This is a genomic window from Roseburia sp. AF15-21 (assembly GCF_003479505.1).
Taxonomy (GTDB): Bacteria; Bacillota; Clostridia; order Lachnospirales; family Lachnospiraceae; genus Roseburia_C; species Roseburia_C amylophila.
On the sequence record NZ_QUHG01000001.1, the window covers coordinates 421,512 to 441,391 of the forward strand.

22 protein-coding genes are annotated in these 19,880 nt (G+C 40.7%); 1 reads left to right on the forward strand and 21 read right to left on the reverse strand.

Annotated features, from left to right (window positions below):
* Positions 1–31 precede the first annotated feature (31 nt).
* The 4 genes from rny to DWW33_RS02065 all read right to left on the reverse strand — a co-directional run bounded on the left by rny (position 32) and on the right by DWW33_RS02065 (position 3,890).
* Positions 32–1,552, reverse strand: coding sequence for a ribonuclease Y (rny, locus tag DWW33_RS02050; RefSeq protein WP_416390266.1), 1,521 nt, complete (start codon positions 1,550–1,552; stop codon positions 32–34).
* Between the two features lie 126 nt (positions 1,553–1,678).
* The gene (locus DWW33_RS02055; protein ID WP_118638745.1) at positions 1,679–2,296 is read right to left on the reverse strand and encodes a regulatory protein RecX; all 618 of its coding nucleotides are present in this window, start codon (positions 2,294–2,296) and stop codon (positions 1,679–1,681) included.
* A complete protein-coding gene (gene recA, locus DWW33_RS02060; protein ID WP_022243249.1) occupies positions 2,296–3,384 on the reverse strand; it encodes a recombinase RecA in 1,089 nt (362 codons plus the stop codon). Before recA ends, DWW33_RS02055 begins: the two co-directional genes overlap by 1 nt.
* 299 nt (positions 3,385–3,683) lie before the next feature.
* Entirely contained in the window at positions 3,684–3,890 is a 207-nt protein-coding gene (locus tag DWW33_RS02065) for a helix-turn-helix transcriptional regulator (RefSeq protein ID WP_117698723.1), read from the reverse strand.
* 184 nt (positions 3,891–4,074) lie between these two features.
* Here DWW33_RS02065 and DWW33_RS02070 point away from each other — a divergent pair, with 184 nt between their 5' ends.
* Positions 4,075–4,431 (forward strand): helix-turn-helix domain-containing protein, encoded by a 357-nt coding sequence (locus DWW33_RS02070; RefSeq protein WP_022243251.1) that lies wholly within the window; start codon positions 4,075–4,077, stop codon positions 4,429–4,431.
* Positions 4,432–4,570: 139 nt separating this feature from the next.
* Here DWW33_RS02070 and trxA read toward each other — a convergent pair whose 3' ends face one another.
* From trxA to DWW33_RS02155, 17 genes are all read right to left on the reverse strand, one after another.
* Positions 4,571–4,882, reverse strand: coding sequence for a thioredoxin (gene trxA, locus DWW33_RS02075; protein WP_022243252.1), 312 nt, complete (start codon positions 4,880–4,882; stop codon positions 4,571–4,573).
* A gap of 84 nt (positions 4,883–4,966) precedes the next feature.
* Positions 4,967–6,556 carry a peptide chain release factor 3 gene (locus DWW33_RS02080; RefSeq protein ID WP_117698721.1) on the reverse strand — a complete coding sequence of 530 codons (1,590 nt, stop codon included), beginning with the start codon at positions 6,554–6,556 and terminating at the stop codon, positions 4,967–4,969.
* Between the two features lie 11 nt (positions 6,557–6,567).
* Positions 6,568–7,722, reverse strand: a complete 1,155-nt coding sequence (locus DWW33_RS02085) for a phosphopentomutase (protein WP_118638746.1) — start codon at positions 7,720–7,722, stop codon at positions 6,568–6,570.
* 104 nt (positions 7,723–7,826) lie between these two features.
* Entirely contained in the window at positions 7,827–8,537 is a 711-nt protein-coding gene (locus DWW33_RS02090) for a SpoIIIAH-like family protein (protein WP_118638747.1), read from the reverse strand.
* Positions 8,534–9,127: a stage III sporulation protein AG gene (locus tag DWW33_RS02095; protein ID WP_147404695.1), complete on the reverse strand. Its 594-nt coding sequence runs from the start codon at positions 9,125–9,127 to the stop codon at positions 8,534–8,536. Before DWW33_RS02095 ends, DWW33_RS02090 begins: the two co-directional genes overlap by 4 nt.
* Positions 9,124–9,714 (reverse strand): stage III sporulation protein AF, encoded by a 591-nt coding sequence (locus tag DWW33_RS02100; protein ID WP_118638749.1) that lies wholly within the window; start codon positions 9,712–9,714, stop codon positions 9,124–9,126. Before DWW33_RS02100 ends, DWW33_RS02095 begins: the two co-directional genes overlap by 4 nt.
* Positions 9,715–9,757: 43 nt before the next feature.
* Complete coding sequence (locus tag DWW33_RS02105) at positions 9,758–10,975, reverse strand: stage III sporulation protein AE (protein ID WP_118638750.1); 1,218 nt, start codon at positions 10,973–10,975, stop codon at positions 9,758–9,760.
* Complete coding sequence (locus DWW33_RS02110; protein ID WP_117841147.1) at positions 10,972–11,355, reverse strand: SpoIIIAC/SpoIIIAD family protein; 384 nt, start codon at positions 11,353–11,355, stop codon at positions 10,972–10,974. The genes DWW33_RS02105 and DWW33_RS02110 overlap by 4 nt, the downstream gene beginning before the upstream one ends.
* 9 nt (positions 11,356–11,364) lie before the next feature.
* Complete coding sequence (gene spoIIIAC, locus DWW33_RS02115; protein ID WP_022243260.1) at positions 11,365–11,559, reverse strand: stage III sporulation protein AC; 195 nt, start codon at positions 11,557–11,559, stop codon at positions 11,365–11,367.
* Positions 11,560–11,570: 11 nt separating this feature from the next.
* Positions 11,571–12,089 (reverse strand): stage III sporulation protein AB, encoded by a 519-nt coding sequence (locus tag DWW33_RS02120; protein ID WP_158567197.1) that lies wholly within the window; start codon positions 12,087–12,089, stop codon positions 11,571–11,573.
* On the reverse strand, positions 12,077–13,024 hold the full coding sequence (gene spoIIIAA, locus DWW33_RS02125; protein ID WP_117841149.1) for a stage III sporulation protein AA: 948 nt from the start codon (positions 13,022–13,024) through the stop codon (positions 12,077–12,079). The genes DWW33_RS02120 and spoIIIAA overlap by 13 nt, the downstream gene beginning before the upstream one ends.
* A gap of 517 nt (positions 13,025–13,541) precedes the next feature.
* Positions 13,542–13,718 (reverse strand): 30S ribosomal protein S21, encoded by a 177-nt coding sequence (rpsU, locus tag DWW33_RS02130; protein WP_021737899.1) that lies wholly within the window; start codon positions 13,716–13,718, stop codon positions 13,542–13,544.
* Between the two features lie 160 nt (positions 13,719–13,878).
* Positions 13,879–16,542: an alanine--tRNA ligase gene (alaS, locus tag DWW33_RS02135; RefSeq protein ID WP_330419791.1), complete on the reverse strand. Its 2,664-nt coding sequence runs from the start codon at positions 16,540–16,542 to the stop codon at positions 13,879–13,881.
* 18 nt (positions 16,543–16,560) lie between these two features.
* Entirely contained in the window at positions 16,561–16,725 is a 165-nt protein-coding gene (locus tag DWW33_RS02140; protein WP_118638752.1) for a vanadium nitrogenase, read from the reverse strand.
* Positions 16,726–16,853: 128 nt separating this feature from the next.
* Positions 16,854–17,612 carry an MBL fold metallo-hydrolase gene (locus tag DWW33_RS02145; protein ID WP_118638753.1) on the reverse strand — a complete coding sequence of 253 codons (759 nt, stop codon included), beginning with the start codon at positions 17,610–17,612 and terminating at the stop codon, positions 16,854–16,856.
* A 10-nt stretch (positions 17,613–17,622) separates the two neighbouring features.
* Positions 17,623–18,927, reverse strand: a complete 1,305-nt coding sequence (locus tag DWW33_RS02150) for an amidohydrolase family protein (protein ID WP_118638754.1) — start codon at positions 18,925–18,927, stop codon at positions 17,623–17,625.
* 91 nt (positions 18,928–19,018) lie between these two features.
* On the reverse strand, positions 19,019–19,855 hold the full coding sequence (locus tag DWW33_RS02155; protein WP_022243267.1) for a purine-nucleoside phosphorylase: 837 nt from the start codon (positions 19,853–19,855) through the stop codon (positions 19,019–19,021).
* Positions 19,856–19,880: the final 25 nt, after the last annotated feature.

A 19,880-nucleotide genomic window follows, 5' to 3' on the forward strand; every position in this document is an offset into this window, starting at 1 on the left:
AGCTTTCACTCTTCGGACACTTATTTCCTGCTTATTTTGCGTAATCAACTACACGTGATTCACGAATTACGTTTACCTTAATCTGACCTGGATATTCTAATTCAGATTCAATCTGCTTTGAAATATCACGGGCAAGTAATACCATTTCAGCATCACTTATCTGTTCAGGAACTACCATTACACGAATCTCTCTACCCGCCTGAATTGCAAAAGATTTATCTACACCTTTAAATTCATTTGTAATATCTTCTAACTGCTTTAATCTGTTGGAATATGTTTCCATTGTCTCGCGTCTTGCACCTGGTCTTGCTGCGCTAATTGTATCGGCTGCCTGTACCAGACAAGCAATCAATGACTCTGGCTCTACGTCGCCATGGTGTGCCTCTACCGCATTGATAATAAGCGGAGATTCTTTATATTTTCTACATAAATCCACACCAATCTGAATATGTGAACCTTCTACTTCGTGGTCTACTGATTTACCAATATCATGCAGGAGTCCTGCACGTTTTGCCAATCTTACGTCTACACCAACTTCAGCCGCAAGTAAGCCACAAAGCTGTGCTACTTCTATAGAATGCTTTAATGCATTCTGACCATAACTGGTTCTGAATTTCATTCGGCCTAATAATTTCACAAGTTCCGGATGAATGCCATGTACACCTACTTCTAAGGTAGCAGCTTCACCCTCTTCACGAATCATGGTTTCAACTTCTTTTTGCGCTTTTTCTACCATTTCTTCAATTCTAGCCGGATGAATTCGTCCGTCTACAATCAATTTCTCTAATGCAATACGAGCAACTTCTCTTCGTATTGGATCAAATCCGGAAAGGATAACTGCTTCCGGTGTATCATCGATAATTAAATCTACACCAGTCAGCGTCTCTAACGTACGGATATTTCTTCCTTCACGTCCGATAATTCTTCCCTTCATCTCATCATTCGGAAGCTGTACTACAGAGATGGTTGTCTCTGACACATGGTCTGCAGCACATTTCTGAATTGCAGTAACCACATATTCTTTTGCTTTCTTTCCAGCTTCTTCTTTTGCCTGATGCTCCATCTCTTTGATTAATTTTGCAGTATCAAGCTTTACATCTTCTTCAACAGTTTTTAATAGATATTCTTTTGCCTGGTCGGAGGTAAGTCCTGAGATTCTTTCTAGTTCCCGTACACGCTCTTCATGAAGCTTTGTAATTTCAGCTTTCTGTTTGTTCAGCTCTTCTTCTTTTGCTGCAAAACCTGCTTCGCGCTTCTCAATGGCTTCCAGTTTCTTATCCAGATTGGATTCCTTCTGTTCCACTCTGCGCTCGTTTCTCTGAATTTCGTTTCTTCTTTCCTTGATTTCCTTGTCCAATTCGTTCTTCGTACGAATCGACTCTTCTTTAATCTCAAGCAAAGATTCTCTCTTCTTCGTCTCAGCGGTCTTCACAGCTTCATCTATTATCTCACGGGCTTTATCTTCTGCACTGCCAATCTTTGAAGCAGTCTGCTTTTTCTGGTATGCATTTGCAACAAACCAGGTGATAGCACATGTGACAATAAATGTAATTACAACAGCTATAATTACTGCCTGCACAGGAGCACCTCCTTTATTCAATTTTCATTGTTCATATAACATAAATATTCATTCATCTGTCATAAATAACAATAAATAAATTTTATACTTTTTCTAATATTATGTCAAGTAGTCCGGACATTTCATTACACGTAAAATGTCTTCACTTTTATATCCTCTCCGCATCAGATATCCATACTGTTTCTGCATTTCCTTTGCATCCGGCTGCTCCGGATTATAATGTCTCTTTTTTAATATTTCAGCAATTTTTTCTGTATCATTATTTTCATAGATTTCTTCTAAGGCCTGCTCTGTAATTTCTTTGGGAACTCCCTTCTGCATCAGTTCCTGCTGTAGCCGGCGGCGGCTCTTACTGCCCTGTCGGTAACTGATATAATTTCTTGCATAGCGCATGTCATCAATATAATGATATTTCTTCACATACTCTATGGCATCAAGAATCAGTTCTTCCGGATATTCACTCTCAGCCAGTTTCCGGTAAAGCCCCTGTTCTGTCCGGTCCATCTTCTCTAAAAGTGCAAGTGCCCGTTTTTTCACCCGCTTACCTACTACTTCATAAAAGAGTTCCTGATACAGTGCCTCGTCTACGATCTGCCCTTCCTGTAATCTGTAGCGGTGCACCTCACCTTTATATAATACAAGGTGTGTACCATCATCCATACACACCTTATATTTGTTTTTCTTATATTCTGTTATCCCTGAAACAATTCTGTCCATTACTCTGCATCAAGAACTTCCGGTCCGTTTGCAGCTGGAGTCTCTGTTTCTTCTTCACTCTTATCCACTGCATAATGAGCTCTTACTTTTTCTTCGATTTCCTGGCAGACCTGTGGATTCTCTTTCAGATAAGTCTTGGCATTTTCACGACCCTGGCCAATCTTATCTCCATTATATGCATACCATGCACCGGACTTATTTACAATACCAAGTTCAGAAGCCAGATCAAGGATATCTCCTTCTTTTGAAATTCCTTCTCCGAACATAATATCAAATTCAGCCTCTTTAAATGGCGGTGCCACTTTATTCTTCACTACTTTAATACGGGTACGGTTACCGACAATTTCTCCACCCTGTTTTAAGGATTCAATTCGACGTACATCAAGACGTACGGAAGAATAGAATTTCAATGCACGGCCACCGGTTGTTGTCTCCGGATTACCAAACATAACTCCAACCTTTTCACGCAACTGGTTAATAAAGATTACAATACAGTTAGAACGGTTGATTGCTGCAGTCAGCTTACGAAGTGCCTGTGACATCAATCTTGCCTGTAAGCCCACATGGGAATCTCCCATATCACCATCAATCTCTGCCTTTGGCACCAGTGCTGCAACAGAGTCTACGATTACAATATCTACTGCACCGGATCTGACCATAGTCTCTGTAATCTCAAGTGCCTGTTCTCCGTTATCCGGTTGTGAAATATAAAGATTATCAATATCTACTCCGATATTCTTCGCATATGCCGGGTCTAATGCATGCTCAGCATCAATAAATCCGGCAATTCCTCCACGCTTTTGTACCTCAGCGACTGCATGCAGGGCAACGGTCGTCTTACCACTGGACTCCGGTCCATATATCTCAATAATTCTTCCCTTAGGAAGTCCGCCTAATCCCAAAGCAATATCAAGACTTAATGCTCCTGTCGGAACAGTCTCCACATTCATCCGGTTGCTCTCATCCCCCAGTTTCATAACAGAACCTTTTCCGTACTGCTTCTCAATCTGGGATATAGCAGCATCCAGTGCCTTTAATTTATCTTCTTTACTGCTGTCTCTTCTCGTATCTTTTACATCTCTCGCCATGTCAATTCTCCTTCATGCGAACTTATGTTCGTTTTCTGATATTATAGTAGTATACTTTCTTCCAAATGTCAACTGCATTTTTAGAAAATATTTTTTTCTGTCCCTATACATTCTGTAAAGTGGGTATACCCGGCAGAATAGCCAAATATTTTATAGACTGTAAATATTCTCATGTAAAGAAAAAAGACTTCTTTCTGAAGTCTCTCATGGAAAGGTATCCTTATCTTAACATAATAAGATTCCGGTTACAAATTAATTTTCTATAAACAATGGAAACCTCTGGCAATCGTTCCATCTTTTTAATCATGATATTGATCCATACCAAGAATCAGAAAAATCTGTTCTAAGTACTTCTCACCAGACCGTTCTCCATAAATGATATGATTGATATACTGCGGACTGCACCCAACCGATGTTGCAAGTTCTTCCTGACTCATCTCAAGTTCTACCAGCCTGCGCTTTATTTCTTTCCCCATTGGAGTAATCTGCCGTTTTGTCTTTGCCATAAAAGTCTCCCCTTTTCTTCTTTATCATTTGTGTTTATATAAAAAATGATGTATAATATGAAAATAATTTCACAAATTACATTATAATTCATAAATATGAATTTGTCAATTCATATTTGCGTATTTTATTTTTATTTTTTATTTTCTATACAATATTATTTAATACCTGATAAAGGAGTACACTATGACAATCAGCCAACGTATCTTTGCATTATTACGGGAAAAGAAGCTTTCACAAAAAGAATTATCGGAATACACCGGAATCTCTCCTGCTGCTATCAGCAGCTGGAAATCCAAGGGTACAAATCCTTCTTCTGATAAAATTGTAAAAATAAGTGAATTTTTAGATGTTGATGTATACTATCTTCTGACCGGTGAATACCAGCCGGCTTCCAACCTTCAGATTGCAGAAGAATCAGAATATCATGCTTTCCCATCCGACCCGGATGAACATTTACTGCTCCAGCTTTTCCATAAACTTTCTCCGATGGACAAAGGACGCATCATCGGTCAGTTAGAGCAGAAACTTGCTGAAAAATAACTTCTATATTTTTTTATATGCAATGATATATTTTTATAGCAATATGAATCAGGCATTTATTACACATCTATAAAAATTGTATGATAAAATCCGGACAGTATATTAAGATATACCATCCGGATTTTCTTATCAGCTGCAATCATAAAGCTAAAAGCCTTAATACTTCATCTTTATCCTGCACACCGATGCTCTTTCCCTCAAAAACACCTTTTTTCATTACAACCAGGGTCGGAATACTCATAATCTGATATTTTAAAGCCAGTGCTGCTTCTTCATCCACATTCACTTTTCCAACCTTTACCTGTCCCTCTAATTCATCCGCCAGTTCTTCTACAACCGGAGACATCATTTTACACGGACCGCACCAGTCTGCCCAGAAATCCAAAAGTACCGGTTTATCTGACTTTAATACTTCTTCTTCAAAATTGTCATTTGTAATCTTTACTACCATTTCGTTATCCTCCTTTACTTTTATAGAAAAGCTTCTATTTTTTCTTTTTTAAGTATGTCTCTTCTTAATTTTGTTTATACCCGCTTAATTTTTACCGAATTCCGATAATACCAGACCATCATTCCGGTCAAGAGTCATGCCGACACTCCATGCATTGACAAATAACAGCAATGGATTGCCCTTAAGGTCACGGATTTTCTTCATATCGGAAGTTCCGGTAAGCTTGTCCATATCAATATCTTTATTTTCAATCCAGCGGATATGCTCATATGGAAGCTTCTCCAAGCGTATTTCCACATTGTATTCATTTTCCAGACGGTATTTTAATACATCAAACTGCAGTACACCTACTACGCCTACGATAATCTCTTCCATACCACCCTGATATTCCTGGAAAATCTGGATTGCGCCCTCCTGTGCGATCTGCATGACACCTTTGACGAACTGTTTTCTCTTCATGGTATCTACCTGACGTACCCTTGCAAAATGCTCCGGTGCAAAAGTCGGTATTCCTTCGAATTCGAAGTTGTCTTTCGCAGTGGTTAAAGTATCACCGATTGAAAAGATACCCGGGTCAAAGACTCCGATAATATCTCCGGCATATGCTTCATCTATAATCTTTCTCTCCTGTGCCATCAACTGCTGCGGCTGGGAAAGACGGATTGTTTTTCCACCCTGGATATGTTTTACTTCCATGCCGGCTTCAAACTTTCCGGAACAGATTCGCATAAATGCAATACGGTCACGATGATTCTTATTCATATTTGCCTGGATTTTAAAGACAAAAGCAGAGAAATCGGAACCAAACGGATCAATCAGCCCCTTGTCCGAATTTCTCGGAAGCGGTGATGTAGTCATGGAAAGGAAATGCTTTAAGAAAGTTTCTACACCAAAGTTCGTTAAAGCAGAACCAAAGAATACCGGTGACAGTTCTCCCCTGGACACAAGATCCATATCGAATTCTGCACTTGCACCATCTAACAATTCAATTTCTTCATCCAATTTATCCCGGTATTCCTGCCCGATTTCTGTTGTCAATGCCGGATCATTAATATCAAAATCTTTTTCTTCACCTTCCTTGGTTCCCTTCAAGGTATCAGAGAACAGCATGACTTTTTTCGTATTCCGGTCATAAACTCCCTTAAAATTCTTTCCGGAGCCAATCGGCCAGTTAACCGGACAGGTAGCAATGCCAAGTTCTTTTTCGATTTCATCTAATAAATCAAAGGTATCATTAGCATCACGATCCATTTTATTGATAAATGTAAAAATCGGAATGTGACGCATTACACAGACTTTAAACAGTTTTCTGGTTTGTGCCTCTACACCTTTTGAACCATCGATTACCATAACTGCAGAATCAGCAGCCATCAGGGTACGATAGGTATCTTCCGAGAAGTCCTGATGTCCCGGTGTATCCAGAATATTGATGCAATATCCACCATAATTAAACTGCAATACAGAAGAAGTAACGGAAATACCTCTCTCCTTCTCTATTTCCATCCAGTCGGAAACTGCATGTCTTGCAGTTGCTTTTCCTTTTACAGAACCTGCCAGGTTAATAGCTCCTCCATACAGAAGAAATTTCTCTGTCAGGGTTGTCTTACCGGCATCCGGATGGGAAATAATCGCAAATGTTCTTCGTTTCTCTATCTCTTTTCTAAAATCAGCCAAAATGGGACCTCCTATAATTCCAGCGGCTCACCCGCACATTTTTGCTTTATGTCGAAGTAAGATAATATGGTTGCAGCAATGTCTGCAAAGCTGCTTCTTGTGCCATAGTTCTCACCCGGAGTAATATGTGCTCCATACATAAGAAGTGGTGTATACTCTCTGGAATGGTCAGTAGAAGGTGTACTCGGATCACATCCATGGTCGGCTGTAATCATTAAAATATCATCCTCCCGTAACTTTTCCAAAAGCTCCGGCAGCCGCTCATCAAAGTGTGTCAGTGCTTTTGCATAACCATCTACATCATTCCTATGTCCATACAACATATCATAGTCTACCAAATTTGTAAAACATAATCCAGTAAAATCTTTGTCCATATAGGCTAATGTTTTGTCAATTCCATCATCATTTCCGTTTGTTCGTACAAAATCTGTAATTCCACGCTCTGCAAAAATGTCTATGATTTTTCCAACAGACAATACTGTTTTCCCACTTTCCGTCAGCTGATCTAACATGGTGACTGCCGGCGGCTCTAAAGAAAAGTCATGTCTTCCTGCAGTACGTGTAAAATTCCCCGGTTCTCCGATAAACGGTCTTGCGATGACTCTTCCCACTCCGTTTTTCCCAGTCAGCATATTTCTTGCAATCTGGCAATCCCGGTACAGTTCTTCAATCGGCACTACCTCTTCATGGGCTGCCACCTGGAAAACAGAATCTGCTGATGTGTATACAATCAGTTTTCCAGTTTCCATATGCTCTTTTCCATAATCCCGGATAACATCCGTGCCGGAATATGGACGGTTGCAAAGTACCCCGCGTCCGGTTTTCTGCTCAAATTCTTCTATGATTTCCTGTGGAAATCCATTTGGAAATGTTGGCAGTGGATGACTGGATATCACGCCTGCAATCTCCCAGTGTCCGATGGTGGTATCTTTTCCTTTGGACACCTCTGTCAGTCTGGCAAATGCACCTTTCGGATTTGCTTCTTTTCCCCCAATGTGGACTCCGTCAATATTAAAATAGCCCAGTGAGCGCATATTTGGCATGGAAAAATATGGACTTCGTGAAGCTGCAAGTAAGGTATTGCTTCCTTCATCATGATACTCTGCCGCATCCGGCATTTCTCCGATTCCAACGCTGTCTAATACAATTAAAAATACTCTCTTCATAGGTATTCCCTCTCTTCTCATGGTTCTGTCGTTTCTTTTTCTTATGCTATTATTATACTAATTTCAGCCCCGTTTTCAAGTATCTAAGGGCGGGGCTGCTTCCCTTAATTTGTCTGTTCTGTTGTGTCTGAATTTTCGGTGGTTTCTGTTGCCGGATCCTCCTGTGCAGTATTTTTCTGAATTGGTGTGATAATGATATTTTCTGCCTCAATGCCGGCTTTTCTCTTTACAATATCCTCTATTTGGGCACGTTTGGCATCTGTTACTTCTCCCATATCAAGTACCACATCCGCTGTATTATCAGTAATGCTGACAACTACATCCGTAAATCCTTTTGCCTCTAACAACATCTCAGCTGCATTTTCCCGTTCTGCAATATCCGTCATTGCCACCATCTGATTTAAGGCATCCTGCTTTGCAGCTTCATCTATATTTGTATTATTGATAATTTCCAGCAAAGTCTCTTTGTTTTTAGAACGTACCTGTTCCCGGCCCAGTTTCATTTCTGACGCATAATCCATGCTGCTGCTTGCCATGACGGCTTCGCCCGGGTTCTCTAGGCTCTCTTCAACCACACTGTCTGCCGCTGATACAGCTTCACTACTGTTATCTTCCGTATCGGTAAAAATATCTGCTTCCGCTAAGTCATCCTCTGCCGATATCTCATAAGATAAATCTGCCGTATCCGCAGAAGCCTCCATTGCCACCTTTTCATCTTTGCCATTCTTGTCGGTAAAACTTAAGTAACCAGCCACTGCTATCATCAATGCCAATGCGGTTATAATGAGTTGATTTTTCTTAAATACTTTCTTCATTTACTGTCCTCCAGTCCGCTCATTTTTACTATTTTTATTCTATGTGCTTCTACCTGAAATAATGCCAAAACCGCCTCGGAAATATTCTGTTTCACCTTCTGGTTATCACCACCGGATGCCACAATTAAAATTCCCTCCACTTTGGGAAGAAGTTCCTTAGAAACAAAGGGGGTATTTCCGGCATCTGCTTCCTCATATACCGTACTTTCCTGTAGCTGCTGTTCCTTTGTGCTTCTTACTCCACCAGTGCTGTCACTTTCCTCTAAAGAATTTTCAGAAGTATTTTTATCCTTTTCCACCACCTGTGTCCCACTGTCCTGATAAGTAATCATCACCTTTACATCTCCGGCTCCGTCGATTTTTTCTAAAATATCTTCTAATTTCCGCTCTATTTCATCCTTAGATGCCTCCATGGTATTATTTTCCTTTGATATATTTTCTTTTGCTTCCTCTGCCTGTTTTTTTTCTTTTGTATCTGTAGGCAATGTGATAATCAGAATCAATATGCCTGCCAGGACTAAAATCAGCCAATCTGACCGTTTTAGTTTCTTTTCTTTTATCTTTTGCATAAAATCCTGCATTTTCATCATCTCACCTCTTCTATCTGAATCTGCGTCTTATCAACCAGATAATTTTCACATACAAATTTTTCTAATTCTGCATACTCCTGACTTGTCTGCTCCTTTTGCTTTTCTTTTTCTTTTATCTGAATTGCCGGTATCTCAATATCCGAAACATGGACGAAACTATTTTTCTCAATATTATCCCCAGACTTTTCAATCCCGATTGTAATACGTTCTATTTCATAAGCCTCAGTTAATGTTACCCTGCTGTATGCCACCGCATAGCCTTTCTGCCTTAGGGTATCCTCTACCTGTCTGCCACAGGCTTCTTCATATTGCAAACGATAATCTGCAGTCTCTGCACTGCTTATGGCATTTATATTTTGTACATTTTCAAGTTCCTGAAAGAACTGTGCCTGTTCCATATTCTGTATCAGCGTATCCTCATCAATTAACCTAGAAGCAATGGGTGCCATTACCGCCAGCAGAATCAGAATCCTAAGAAAGAAATGCACATATTTTTCATAAGTTTTATTCTGTACCAGATACAGCATCACATGTCCAATCAGAAAAAGGATCAGAATTCCCTTCATCCAGTTTAAAATTGCATCCATTTTATATTGCTCCCTCTTCCCCTTCTTATTTCTCTTCTTTCCTTCATCCCATAAGGAATCCGGATACCGCAGTAATCATGGCAATCGTCACAAGAAAAAGAACCAGCGAAGTAAGTAAAATCCTTGTAAGCAACTGGCAGCCCAGACAAATGCCGTTCATGCTTCCTGCGATCCTCTTATCCGATACCGGTTCGGTTACTGCCGCTGTCACTTTATACATAAGACTCAGCAAAAACATTTTGCATAGTGGAAACATCACCAGCAAAAGTAAAATCAATACCCCGGCTGTTCCGACACTGTTCTTAATGACCATACCCGCTCCAAGCATCAGTTCACTGACTGCTCCTGTAATATTTCCCATTCCAGGTATCATTCCAAGTGTCTTTGTAACGGTACTCATTTTCAAGCGGTCAATGGCCGGAACCACCATGGTCTGTACCACATTCAGACCAATGGTTGCTGCAATCGCACATTTTAAGCACCAGCGGATTATTTCTTCCATCAGTTCACACATTCTGCTAAAACGTTCCCCTTCTATCATATAATTCATAAATTCCATCATAATAAAGAGTTTCGTCATTGGCACCAGACAGGCAAGCATTCCCCACTGAACAATATAAACCACGATAAAAGCAATCTGGTAAAATCCTGCCGCTGTAAAATTTGCCATGGAAAATGCCAGAGACATGCCAAATACTGGAATCAGCATATTCATAAAATCTACAATCTGATTCATTGCCGTTACCACAATATCACTCATCATCTGATAGGACTGCAGCAGCAGGACTGTCATCTCCATATAAATCAGGAAAAAGCAGACCTCCGATATATAAGTATTATGAAAAATATCGGAGAAATTTTTAAGAAATGCACAGCTGATTGCCAGTAAAAGAACGGTTACCAGTATTGCCTTATTATCCTGCAATTCTCCCCACAGAATCCTTCCCACTGCCTGCGTCAGCTTTTGTCCGTCACAGGAAAAGTTTCCGGTTGCCAGCTCTTTAATCAGTTCATAGAAACTAATCTCTTCTGTAGCATCCTGTTCCTTTAAATACTGCTCAATCTCTGATAAATCCAGCTGTTCCATAAAATCATCCGTATAATCCTTATCCGTCCCTGTCCTGCTGTTATCTGATGCTGCCGATACGGAAGATGCCTGTACAAGTCCTCCTGGCATGAGCCAGAACATGAAAAATATAATGAAACATCCTGCCGTTCTTACAAACACCTTAAACGCATTTTTTAATGGTTGTTTCTTCATAAAAAAGCCCCTAACGTTTCAATAAATCCCATCAGCACCGGCATACTGATTAAAAGAATCGACAGCTTGGCAAAGATTTCAATTTGTCCGGCAATTGCCTGATACCCGGATTCTCTGCAGATATCTGTTGCAAATTCTGCTACATAAGTAATTCCAATCATTTTTAAAATCATGGCAAGATACCTTCCATCTACAGGAATCAGCTCCACCACACTATTGATGTAAGTCAATACAAGCTCCAATTTTCCTATCAGAAAGATAAAGATGCAAATACATGCCACAATGCTGATTAAAATGCTGTATTCGCTTTTGTAATTTTTGATAAAAAGAGCAAGGAAAACCGCAGTGATCCCCAGTAATCCAACCTGAATAATATCCATATTTCTCCTCTACAACGAAAATAGTGACTTCATCGTTTCAAACAAATCATATATGTATGGAACAATCCAGAACAGCACAATCAAAAGTCCTGCCAGACTGGTTAAAAATGCATGTTCTTCCCGCCCACTGTGCTTTAGCACCTGGCTGATTACCGTCACCAAAATACCGACTGCCGCAATTTTAAATATCAGGTTTACGCTCATCTTCTCCTCCATTAAACCAGAATCAGCACCAGAAATATTCCTGCAGTAGCACACAGGTACATGCTGACTTTTATCCTCTCTCGCATCTCTGTCTGTTCCCTTTGAATCAAAATATTGATTCTCTCTATCAGTATCTCTGCTTCTTTTTCAAACAGCCCTCCGCTTCCCTGTTCCAAAAGCCTTCCGCACTCCAAAAACAGCTGTCCCTCATCTTTCGTAAATATTTCCCGGTTCTCCCATGACTTCCATGCCTCCTTCCAACAGCTTTTCGGACTGCTGTTCTCATACTGCATCAGTTCCTTATGAACCTGCATAAAAAAGGACTGAAAGCCTTCCGGTGCATGATGCCCCAATTCTGCAATAATATCCGGCAGCGGTTTCTTTAAGCTCTGCATATCTCCCTGTATTTTCAGCATACATTCCCGCCAGTCTAAAAGCCCTTTATAATGCCGCTTTATCTGCTGCATCCTGTCATAACCAATCCCAACTGTCCCCAAAAGTATCAGCACAACTCCTATCAATCGGACCATATTTTTTCCCATGCCCCATCATAAATCATAAAATGTCTTCTTCCACCATCATCCTTTTTTAAGATGACATACCGCTCAAAAATCTGCTGTTCCACCCATTTTCTAAGCTGTTCCTTTTGTTGTAATTCCAACATATCTGCCGCATGAATTGTCCCAAGAATACTACATCCACAATGCAATACTTCATCCACTGCCTGAAAATCTTCCATAGAGCCAAGTTCATCCACTGCAATTACATCCGGCGACATGGAACGAAGAAGCATCCGCATTCCCACAGCCTTTTTACACCGGTCTATCACATCTGTACGTATGCCAAGATTATTCTGCGGTATTCCATGGCAGCAGGCTGCTATCTCAGAACGTTCATCTACCACCCCTACTTTAAAGTGTATTCTGCTTGTCTCATCTCCGGAAATCAGACGAATACTGTCCCGTAGCAGGGTTGTCTTTCCAATCCCAACGGAAGATACGAAAAGCGTATTTCTCACACTCTGTTCTGTTCTGATAAAGGGCAGAATTTCCTTTGCACATCCAATCTTCTGATGTGCAATTCTTATGTTCAATGATCCGACATAAGCAAGCTGTTCCACCTTTTCTCCCTCCATCCGGATCTGTCCGGTTACTCCTACCCGGTGTCCACCTTCTAAGGTCAGGAATCCACTCTTTAACTCTTCTTCATAGGCATAAATGGAATACCTGCTTAAAAAAGTCAACATCGCAGAAATATCACTTTCCTTTATGTAATAACTTCCTTCCGCCTCCACACTTAATCTGCCACTTAGCTTATCTAAAAAATATTCCTTTCTCCCATCCCAGAGAATCATCGGCTGGTTTATACGGATGCGTATTTCCTCTGTCTCCTTTAATTTATCTTTATTTGCAAGCAGCATTTTCCGAAGCTCTGCTGGGAAAATCTGAAGTACCTGTTCTAACATTGTTTCCGGGGTCACTCCTTTCTTTCGGTCTATCAATATATTCTTTCTAGTCTACTTGCGTAACTACGAGAAACATGCGTAAAAAAGAATGTGCCTTGGCACATTCTCGCACCTGCAGCGGTCGCTTGCGACATCTACCTTATACGCCGCAGTGCGCATCCTCGTGGAGCATTTTTTACTTTACAGGAAAGCAATTTCCTGTAAAGTAAAAAAGTCGCAAGGATTTCTCCTCACGACTAATATATGACTTGTCTTATAAAATATGCTCTAAAATTTGTTTCCCGCCTACAAAACCGGCCACCGGCAGTTTCTTACGAATGCTTAGCAACCCATAAGCTTGGCAATAGAACAGAGAATGTGCCTTGGCACATTCTCGCGCCTGCGGCGGTCGCTTGCGACATCTACCTTATACGCCGCAGTGTGCATCCTCGCGGAGCGTTTTTTACTTTACAGGAAAGCAATTTCCTGTAAAGTAAAAAAGTGAAAGCTGCCACAAATGTGACAGCTTTCTATCTTATTAGTTGTACTTACGTTTTCTTGCAGCTTCCGATTTTTTCTTACGTTTAACACTTGGTTTCTCGTAATGCTCTCTTTTACGGATTTCCTGCTGGATACCAGCTTTCGCACAGTTTCTTTTGAATCTGCGTAAAGCGCTATCTAACGTCTCGTTTTCTTTTACGATTACATTTGACATTGTCTCACACCTAACCTCCCTCCAGTTGCGTATTGTGCATATTCAACTGTTTGGGTAATTTTATTGCACTACCAAAGATTATAGCATAATTTTCCCGTACGTCAACCGTTTTTTTTCTGTTTTTCCAATTTTCCGGAAAATATTTTTAATTCAGTATATTTTATGCTAACTGCTGTGCAAGAACAGTCTTTGCTTCTGTCAAAGCATCTTTGATGCCAGCCGGATTCTTACCACCGGCCTGAGCCATATTTGGACGGCCACCACCGCCTCCGCCAACCTTCGCAGCAATTCCCTTGATGAGGTTACCGGCATGTGCACCCTTGCCCATTGCTTCCTCAGTTGCCATTGCAACAAGATTTACTTTGCCATCACAATCAGAAGCTAATACGATAACACCTTCGCCAAGCTTCTCTTTGAGCTGGTCTCCTAAGTCTCTTAAACCATTCATATCTACACCGGAAACGCTGGTTGCTAAAAGTTTCACACCAGCTACTTCCTCCACCTGATTCATAACATCACCTAATGCATCCTTTGCCGCTTTGCTCTTTAAGGATTCATTTTCAGACTGTAATGCTTTTACTTCGCCTAATACATGATTTACACGCTCAACAAGATTTGCAGGTGTCGCTTTTAATAATTTTGCAGCCTCTTTTAAGGTTTCTTCTAACTGGTCATAATATTCAAATACACCTTTGGATGTCAGGGCTTCAATTCTTCTGACTCCAGCCTGAATTCCAGCCTCGGAAATAATCTTAAATGCCTGGACTGCACTTGTATTGCTTACATGGGTACCACCGCAAAGCTCGGTAGAAAAATCTCCCATTTTTACAACACGGACGTTATCACCGTATTTCTCACCAAATAATGCCATTGCACCGGTCTTCTTTGCATCCTCTAAAGACATTACTTCTGTTATAACAGGAAGAGCTTCTGCAATTTTCTGGTTTACAATGTCTTCCACTTTGGTAATCTCATCTGCTGTCATTGCTGAGAAATGTGTAAAGTCAAATCTTAATCTGTGCTCGTCTACATAAGAACCGGACTGCTGTACATGGGTACCAAGTACTTCTCTTAAGGCTTCCTGAAGAAGATGTGTTGCACTGTGGTTCTTTCCGATTGCAAGTCTTCTGTCTACATCAATGGAAAGTTCTACTTCATCACCGGTCTTAATCATTCCCTTGGTAACTTTACCAATATGTCCGACTTTGCCGCCAAGCATCTTTACGGTATCTTCTACTTCAAAGACAAAGCTTCCGTCCTTGCTGCTGATAACACCGGTATCTGCTACCTGTCCACCCATGGTTGCATAGAATGGAGTCTTCTCTACGAAAATAGTTCCAATCTCACCATCGGATAAAGCTTCTGTGATTTCAGTCTCGGTAGTCATTACTGTAATCTTTGAGGTATAAGTATTGTTCTCATATCCGACAAATTCAGTTGTAATACTTGGGTCGATGGATTCATATACGGTAACATCTGCACCCATGTAGTTGGTTACTTTTCTTGCTTTTCTTGCTTTCTCTCTCTGCTCTTCCATTGCGGCCTTAAATCCGGCTTCATCAATGGTAAATCCTTTTTCTTCTAAGATTTCCTGGGTCAGGTCAAGAGGGAATCCGTAAGTATCATAAAGCTTGAAAGCATCCGCTCCGGATAATTCTTTCTTTCCTTCTTTTTCCAGCTTGTCCTGCATCTCTGCTAAGATAGCAAGTCCCTGATCAATTGTTTTATTGAATTTTTCTTCTTCCTGAGATAATACCTTGAAGATGAAATCTTTCTTCTCCTCTAATTCCGGATAACCATCCTTGCTCTCACGAATAACAGTATCACTGAGTTTTGCCAGAAACAGTCCATCAATTCCAAGTAATCTGCCATGTCTTGCAGCACGACGAATCAGTCTTCTTAAAACATAACCTCTTCCTTCGTTACTTGGCATAATTCCGTCGGATACCATAAAGGTTACAGAGCGGATATGGTCTGTAATCAGACGGATAGAAACGTCATCTAATGCATCCTGCTGATAAGTCTTTCCTGATAATTCACAAATCTTATCACGGATTGCTTTCATAGTATCAATATCAAATACGGAGTCTACATCCTGCATAACAACTGCCAGACGCTCTAATCCCATTCCGGTATCAATATTTTTCTGGGAAAGCTCGGTATAACCACCTTTGCCATCTCCTTCAAACTGTGTAAATACGTTGTTCCATACTTCCATGAAACGGTCGCACTCACATCCTACTTTACAGTCAGGACTTCCACAGCCGTATTTTTCTCCACGGTCATAATAGATTTCAGAACACGGTCCGCAAGGTCCTGCACCATGCTCCCAGAAGTTATCACATTCTCCGGTTTCCGGGTCACGATAGAATCTGGTAATTTTCTCTGCCGGAACACCGACTTCTTTGGTCCAGATTTCAAATGCTTCTTCGTCTTCTCCATAAATAGACGGATACAGGCGCTCCGGGTCAAGCTCTAACACTTTTGTCAGGAATTCCCATGACCATGCAATTGCTTCATGTTTGAAATAATCACCAAAAGAGAAGTTTCCAAGCATCTCAAAGAAGGTAAGATGTCTTGCTGTCTTACCTACATTTTCAATGTCTCCGGTACGAATACATTTCTGACAGGTTGTCACTCTTCTTCTCGGCGGAATCTCCTGTCCTGTAAAATATGGCTTTAATGGAGCCATACCAGCATTGATAAGCAGAAGACTGTTATCATTATGTGGTACTAAAGAAAAGCTCTTCATTGCCAGATGTCCTTTGCTCTCAAAGAATTCAAGATACATTCTTCTTAAGTCATTTACTCCGTATTTCTTCACAATAATTCCTCCAAAAAACTATTTTTCTTCCTTTTTATCTTCATGTAATGCCAGTTCCTTTGCATCTTTCCGTTTCCGCAGTGCAATACCTGTAAACACACCGAAAACTGCAATTGCAACCAGAATCACAAAAATAACTACATACTGTAAAAAACTGCCTCCAAATGCGAGAAAATTATCCATACATTCTTCCTCCTGTTTTTAACTACGGGAACCACTTTTTACCGATTTCCCGTGCAACGAAATAGTTTCCTTCCCCTAAGCAGGAAACGTATTAAGTATAGACCAATTAATGGCATAATTCAAGAATTTCATTTGAGATTGTCCATATCAAATACCTGATTTTCTTTTTCGATATCCATGATTCGGTCCGTATACAAATGATTATCACATTTTTGCTTGTATTTTTCAATGGCAGAATAATCCTGCCACATATGCATCGGGAATACATAATCAGCTTCCACATTTTTCATGAAATAAGCCAAACCAAGGTCAGTATACTCACCAAGTCTCGGGTCTAAAACCACAAATGCCACATTGATATGCTCACCTTCTAACTTGCGTATCTGGTGTCTGTAGTCCCGCTCCATCTTGCCATTAATCAGCTCTCCCACATGCTCCATCTTCCAATTATGAAGGTCTCCTGCATGATAAATGGTCTTGCCACAGGTCTTTACCAGAAACGCCACACCGGCATCCGTGGAACGAAGGGTTTTTACCTTCACTTTTCCGATTTCATATTTCTTATCCGGAATGACATATTCGATACATTTCTTTGCCCGCTCCGGAATACCGTGTTTTTTCATAAAATTCGGGCTCATTTTGGTATCTTTTGACAAAATAAAATGAATGTCTTCATAATCCTCTGCCAGTTTTAAAATATTCATATCAAAGTGGTCCTGATGCTTATGGCTTGCAAAGAAATAAATGGATTTGTCTTTTTCAAATACCGGAAGCACTCCGGTAAAGGTATAACCGGTTACACGGTTTCCTTCAAAATAATCAAATATCAAAACCACATCTTCCATTTCCACCACAAAACAGCTATGATGTACAAATATTACTTTCATATCGTTCCTCTCATTTCATTCTGCCAATAATTTCATTTGCTTTCCGGTATATTTCTTCCGGTTCAAATCCAATCTGAAATGTGTTATCTTCATAAAGAATTTGTCCATTTACCATGGTAAGCTTTACATTCTGTTTGCTTCCGCTGTATACAATATTCCTGACGAGATTATTTTCCGGCTGCATATTCGGCTGTTTTAAATCAAGCATGATTAAATCTGCTTTCTTTCCCTCTGCCAGACTATCGCATTCATTTAATCCCATGGCAGCAGCTCCTCCTGTCGTTGCCATATAAAGTACTTCTTCTGCACCAACACAGGCTGCATCCTTTTCTCTGACCTTTGCCAGACCGGTAGTTAAAAACATTTCCCGGAACATATCAAGGCAGTTGTTACTTGCCGGACCATCTGTTCCGATAGCAAGATTAATTCCCTCTTTTATAAAGCGGTCAATCGGTGCGATTCCGCTTGCCAGCTTCAGATTCGATGCAGGATTCGTTACTGCCGTAAGATTTCTCTTTCGAAAAATTTCAAAATCCTCATCTTCAAAATATACACAGTGATAACCACCGCCGCCATATTGAAACATTCCAAGCTCTTCCATCAGCCGGGTCGGTGTCATTCCATAACGCTCCTTACACTGTTCTACTTCAAGTGCAGTCTCGGAATTATGGAAATATACCGGTGCATGCAGCTTTTCGGATAATGCTGCCACCTGTTTTAAGTGCTCTTTTGAGGTGGTATATTCCGCATGAAATCCCGGCACATAACCGGTTAAGTCACTCATTTCATTGACTTTATGATAAATTTCTTCCATCTCTTCAATGGAGCTTGTGAAATCATTGAAGCTGCTGACCTGCATGGTCCGGAATCCACAGTCTATGGAAGCCTTTGCAATTGTCTCTGGAAAGAAATACATATCAAAATTTGAAGTGATGCCACTGGTCAGATATTCCATGATGCCTAGTATGCTGAGCCAGTATATATCATCTGCCGTAAGCAGTGCCTCTTTCGGAAATACCTGCTTTGTCAGCCAGTCCTGTAATGGCAGGTCATCCGCATAGGAACGTAAAAATGTCATAGCCGTATGGGTATGGGCATTTTTAAATCCCGGCAGCAGCAGGTTTTTCCCTGCGTCAATTTCCCTGTCCCAAAGAATCATTCCTGCCGGCTCTTTTTCAAAAACACGTTCCGTATCAAGGCCATCCCCGATATAGATAATCTCATTCTTCTTTACCCACAATTCCCCGGTTATCACCTGAAAAGAATGTCCCTCTGACGGCGCTAAGATTCTGGCATTGTAAAAACGTATATTCATACGCAATCCCCTCCTTATCTTCTACCTTCTCCTGATAGATATCTGCCTCTTATATTTAATTTCTATAGCTGCTTCCCACTATACCATTTTCTTACAGAAATGTTTTCATACCGGTAATAGAATCAGTCACCAGCTTTTTAAACAATGGTGCAACACGATCTGCTGTCTCCTGAACTTCACGGTGTGTCAGGGAAAATGGTGAAATTCCTGCCGCAAGATTTGAAATACAGGAAATACCGCAGATTTTCATCCCCATATGATTTGCTGCAATGGCTTCACAGGCTGTACTCATGCCTACCGCATCTGCCCCCAGTACACGGCACATGGAAATCTCCTGTGGTGTTTCAAAATTCGGTCCTGATAACTGCAGGTAAGTGCCTTCCCGAAGCGGAATATCTGCTTCAATGGCAGCTTTTCGGATTATTTTCTGTAAATCCTCATCATAGATATGGCTCATATCCGGGAACCTTTCCCCCAGTTCATCGATATTTGCCCCGATTAAAGGAGATGGTACAAAGCAGCCAATCTGCCCGGTAATCATCATCAGATCTCCGGCTTTCATTCCCTGCTGTATTCCCCCTGCAGCATTGGTAAGAAAGAGTACCTTTGCTCCCATCATTTTCATTAATCTTGTTGGCAGCACAACATCCTGCATGGAATAACCTTCGTAATAATGCACACGTCCCTGCATACATACTACCGGCACATCCCCTACATAACCGAATACGAAGCGCCCCTTATGCCCCGGTACCGTTGATACCGGAAACCCTTCGATATCGTGATAATCAAGCACTGCTTCCACCTTCATATTCGTGTCAGCATAATCTCCTAATCCGGAGCCTAAAATCAATGCTGCCTGTGGTTTAAAATCAATCTTATCTTCAAAACATGCATAACATTTTAAAAGCTTTTCATATACTTCGTTCATGCTCCTCACTCCTTTTAACAATTAT

Excerpts from the sequence above, each read along its gene's own strand:
- trxA (WP_022243252.1), bottom strand. The coding sequence starts at position 4,882 with ATGGTAGTAAAGATTACAAATGACAATTTTGAAGAAGAAGTATTAAAG.
- rpsU (WP_021737899.1), bottom strand. The coding sequence starts at position 13,718 with ATGTCAAATGTAATCGTAAAAGAAAACGAGACGTTAGATAGCGCTTTA.
- DWW33_RS02055 (WP_118638745.1), bottom strand. The coding sequence starts at position 2,296 with ATGGACAGAATTGTTTCAGGGATAACAGAATATAAGAAAAACAAATAT.
- DWW33_RS02140 (WP_118638752.1), bottom strand. The coding sequence starts at position 16,725 with ATGGATAATTTTCTCGCATTTGGAGGCAGTTTTTTACAGTATGTAGTT.
- DWW33_RS02155 (WP_022243267.1), bottom strand. The coding sequence starts at position 19,855 with ATGAACGAAGTATATGAAAAGCTTTTAAAATGTTATGCATGTTTTGAA.
- DWW33_RS02100 (WP_118638749.1), bottom strand. The coding sequence starts at position 9,714 with ATGGATGCAATTTTAAACTGGATGAAGGGAATTCTGATCCTTTTTCTG.
- DWW33_RS02145 (WP_118638753.1), bottom strand. The coding sequence starts at position 17,612 with ATGAAAGTAATATTTGTACATCATAGCTGTTTTGTGGTGGAAATGGAA.
- DWW33_RS02105 (WP_118638750.1), bottom strand. The coding sequence starts at position 10,975 with ATGAAGAAACAACCATTAAAAAATGCGTTTAAGGTGTTTGTAAGAACG.
- DWW33_RS02085 (WP_118638746.1), bottom strand. The coding sequence starts at position 7,722 with ATGAAGAGAGTATTTTTAATTGTATTAGACAGCGTTGGAATCGGAGAA.
- DWW33_RS02095 (WP_147404695.1), bottom strand. The coding sequence starts at position 9,127 with ATGATGAAAATGCAGGATTTTATGCAAAAGATAAAAGAAAAGAAACTA.
- recA (WP_022243249.1), bottom strand. The coding sequence starts at position 3,384 with ATGGCGAGAGATGTAAAAGATACGAGAAGAGACAGCAGTAAAGAAGAT.
- DWW33_RS02110 (WP_117841147.1), bottom strand. The coding sequence starts at position 11,355 with ATGGATATTATTCAGGTTGGATTACTGGGGATCACTGCGGTTTTCCTT.
- DWW33_RS02090 (WP_118638747.1), bottom strand. The coding sequence starts at position 8,537 with ATGAAGAAAGTATTTAAGAAAAATCAACTCATTATAACCGCATTGGCA.
- spoIIIAA (WP_117841149.1), bottom strand. The coding sequence starts at position 13,024 with ATGTTAGAACAGGTACTTCAGATTTTCCCAGCAGAGCTTCGGAAAATG.
- DWW33_RS02065 (WP_117698723.1), bottom strand. The coding sequence starts at position 3,890 with ATGGCAAAGACAAAACGGCAGATTACTCCAATGGGGAAAGAAATAAAG.
- DWW33_RS02120 (WP_158567197.1), bottom strand. The coding sequence starts at position 12,089 with ATGGTCCGATTGATAGGAGTTGTGCTGATACTTTTGGGGACAGTTGGG.
- DWW33_RS02070 (WP_022243251.1), top strand. The coding sequence starts at position 4,075 with ATGACAATCAGCCAACGTATCTTTGCATTATTACGGGAAAAGAAGCTT.
- DWW33_RS02150 (WP_118638754.1), bottom strand. The coding sequence starts at position 18,927 with ATGAATATACGTTTTTACAATGCCAGAATCTTAGCGCCGTCAGAGGGA.
- spoIIIAC (WP_022243260.1), bottom strand. The coding sequence starts at position 11,559 with ATGAGCGTAAACCTGATATTTAAAATTGCGGCAGTCGGTATTTTGGTG.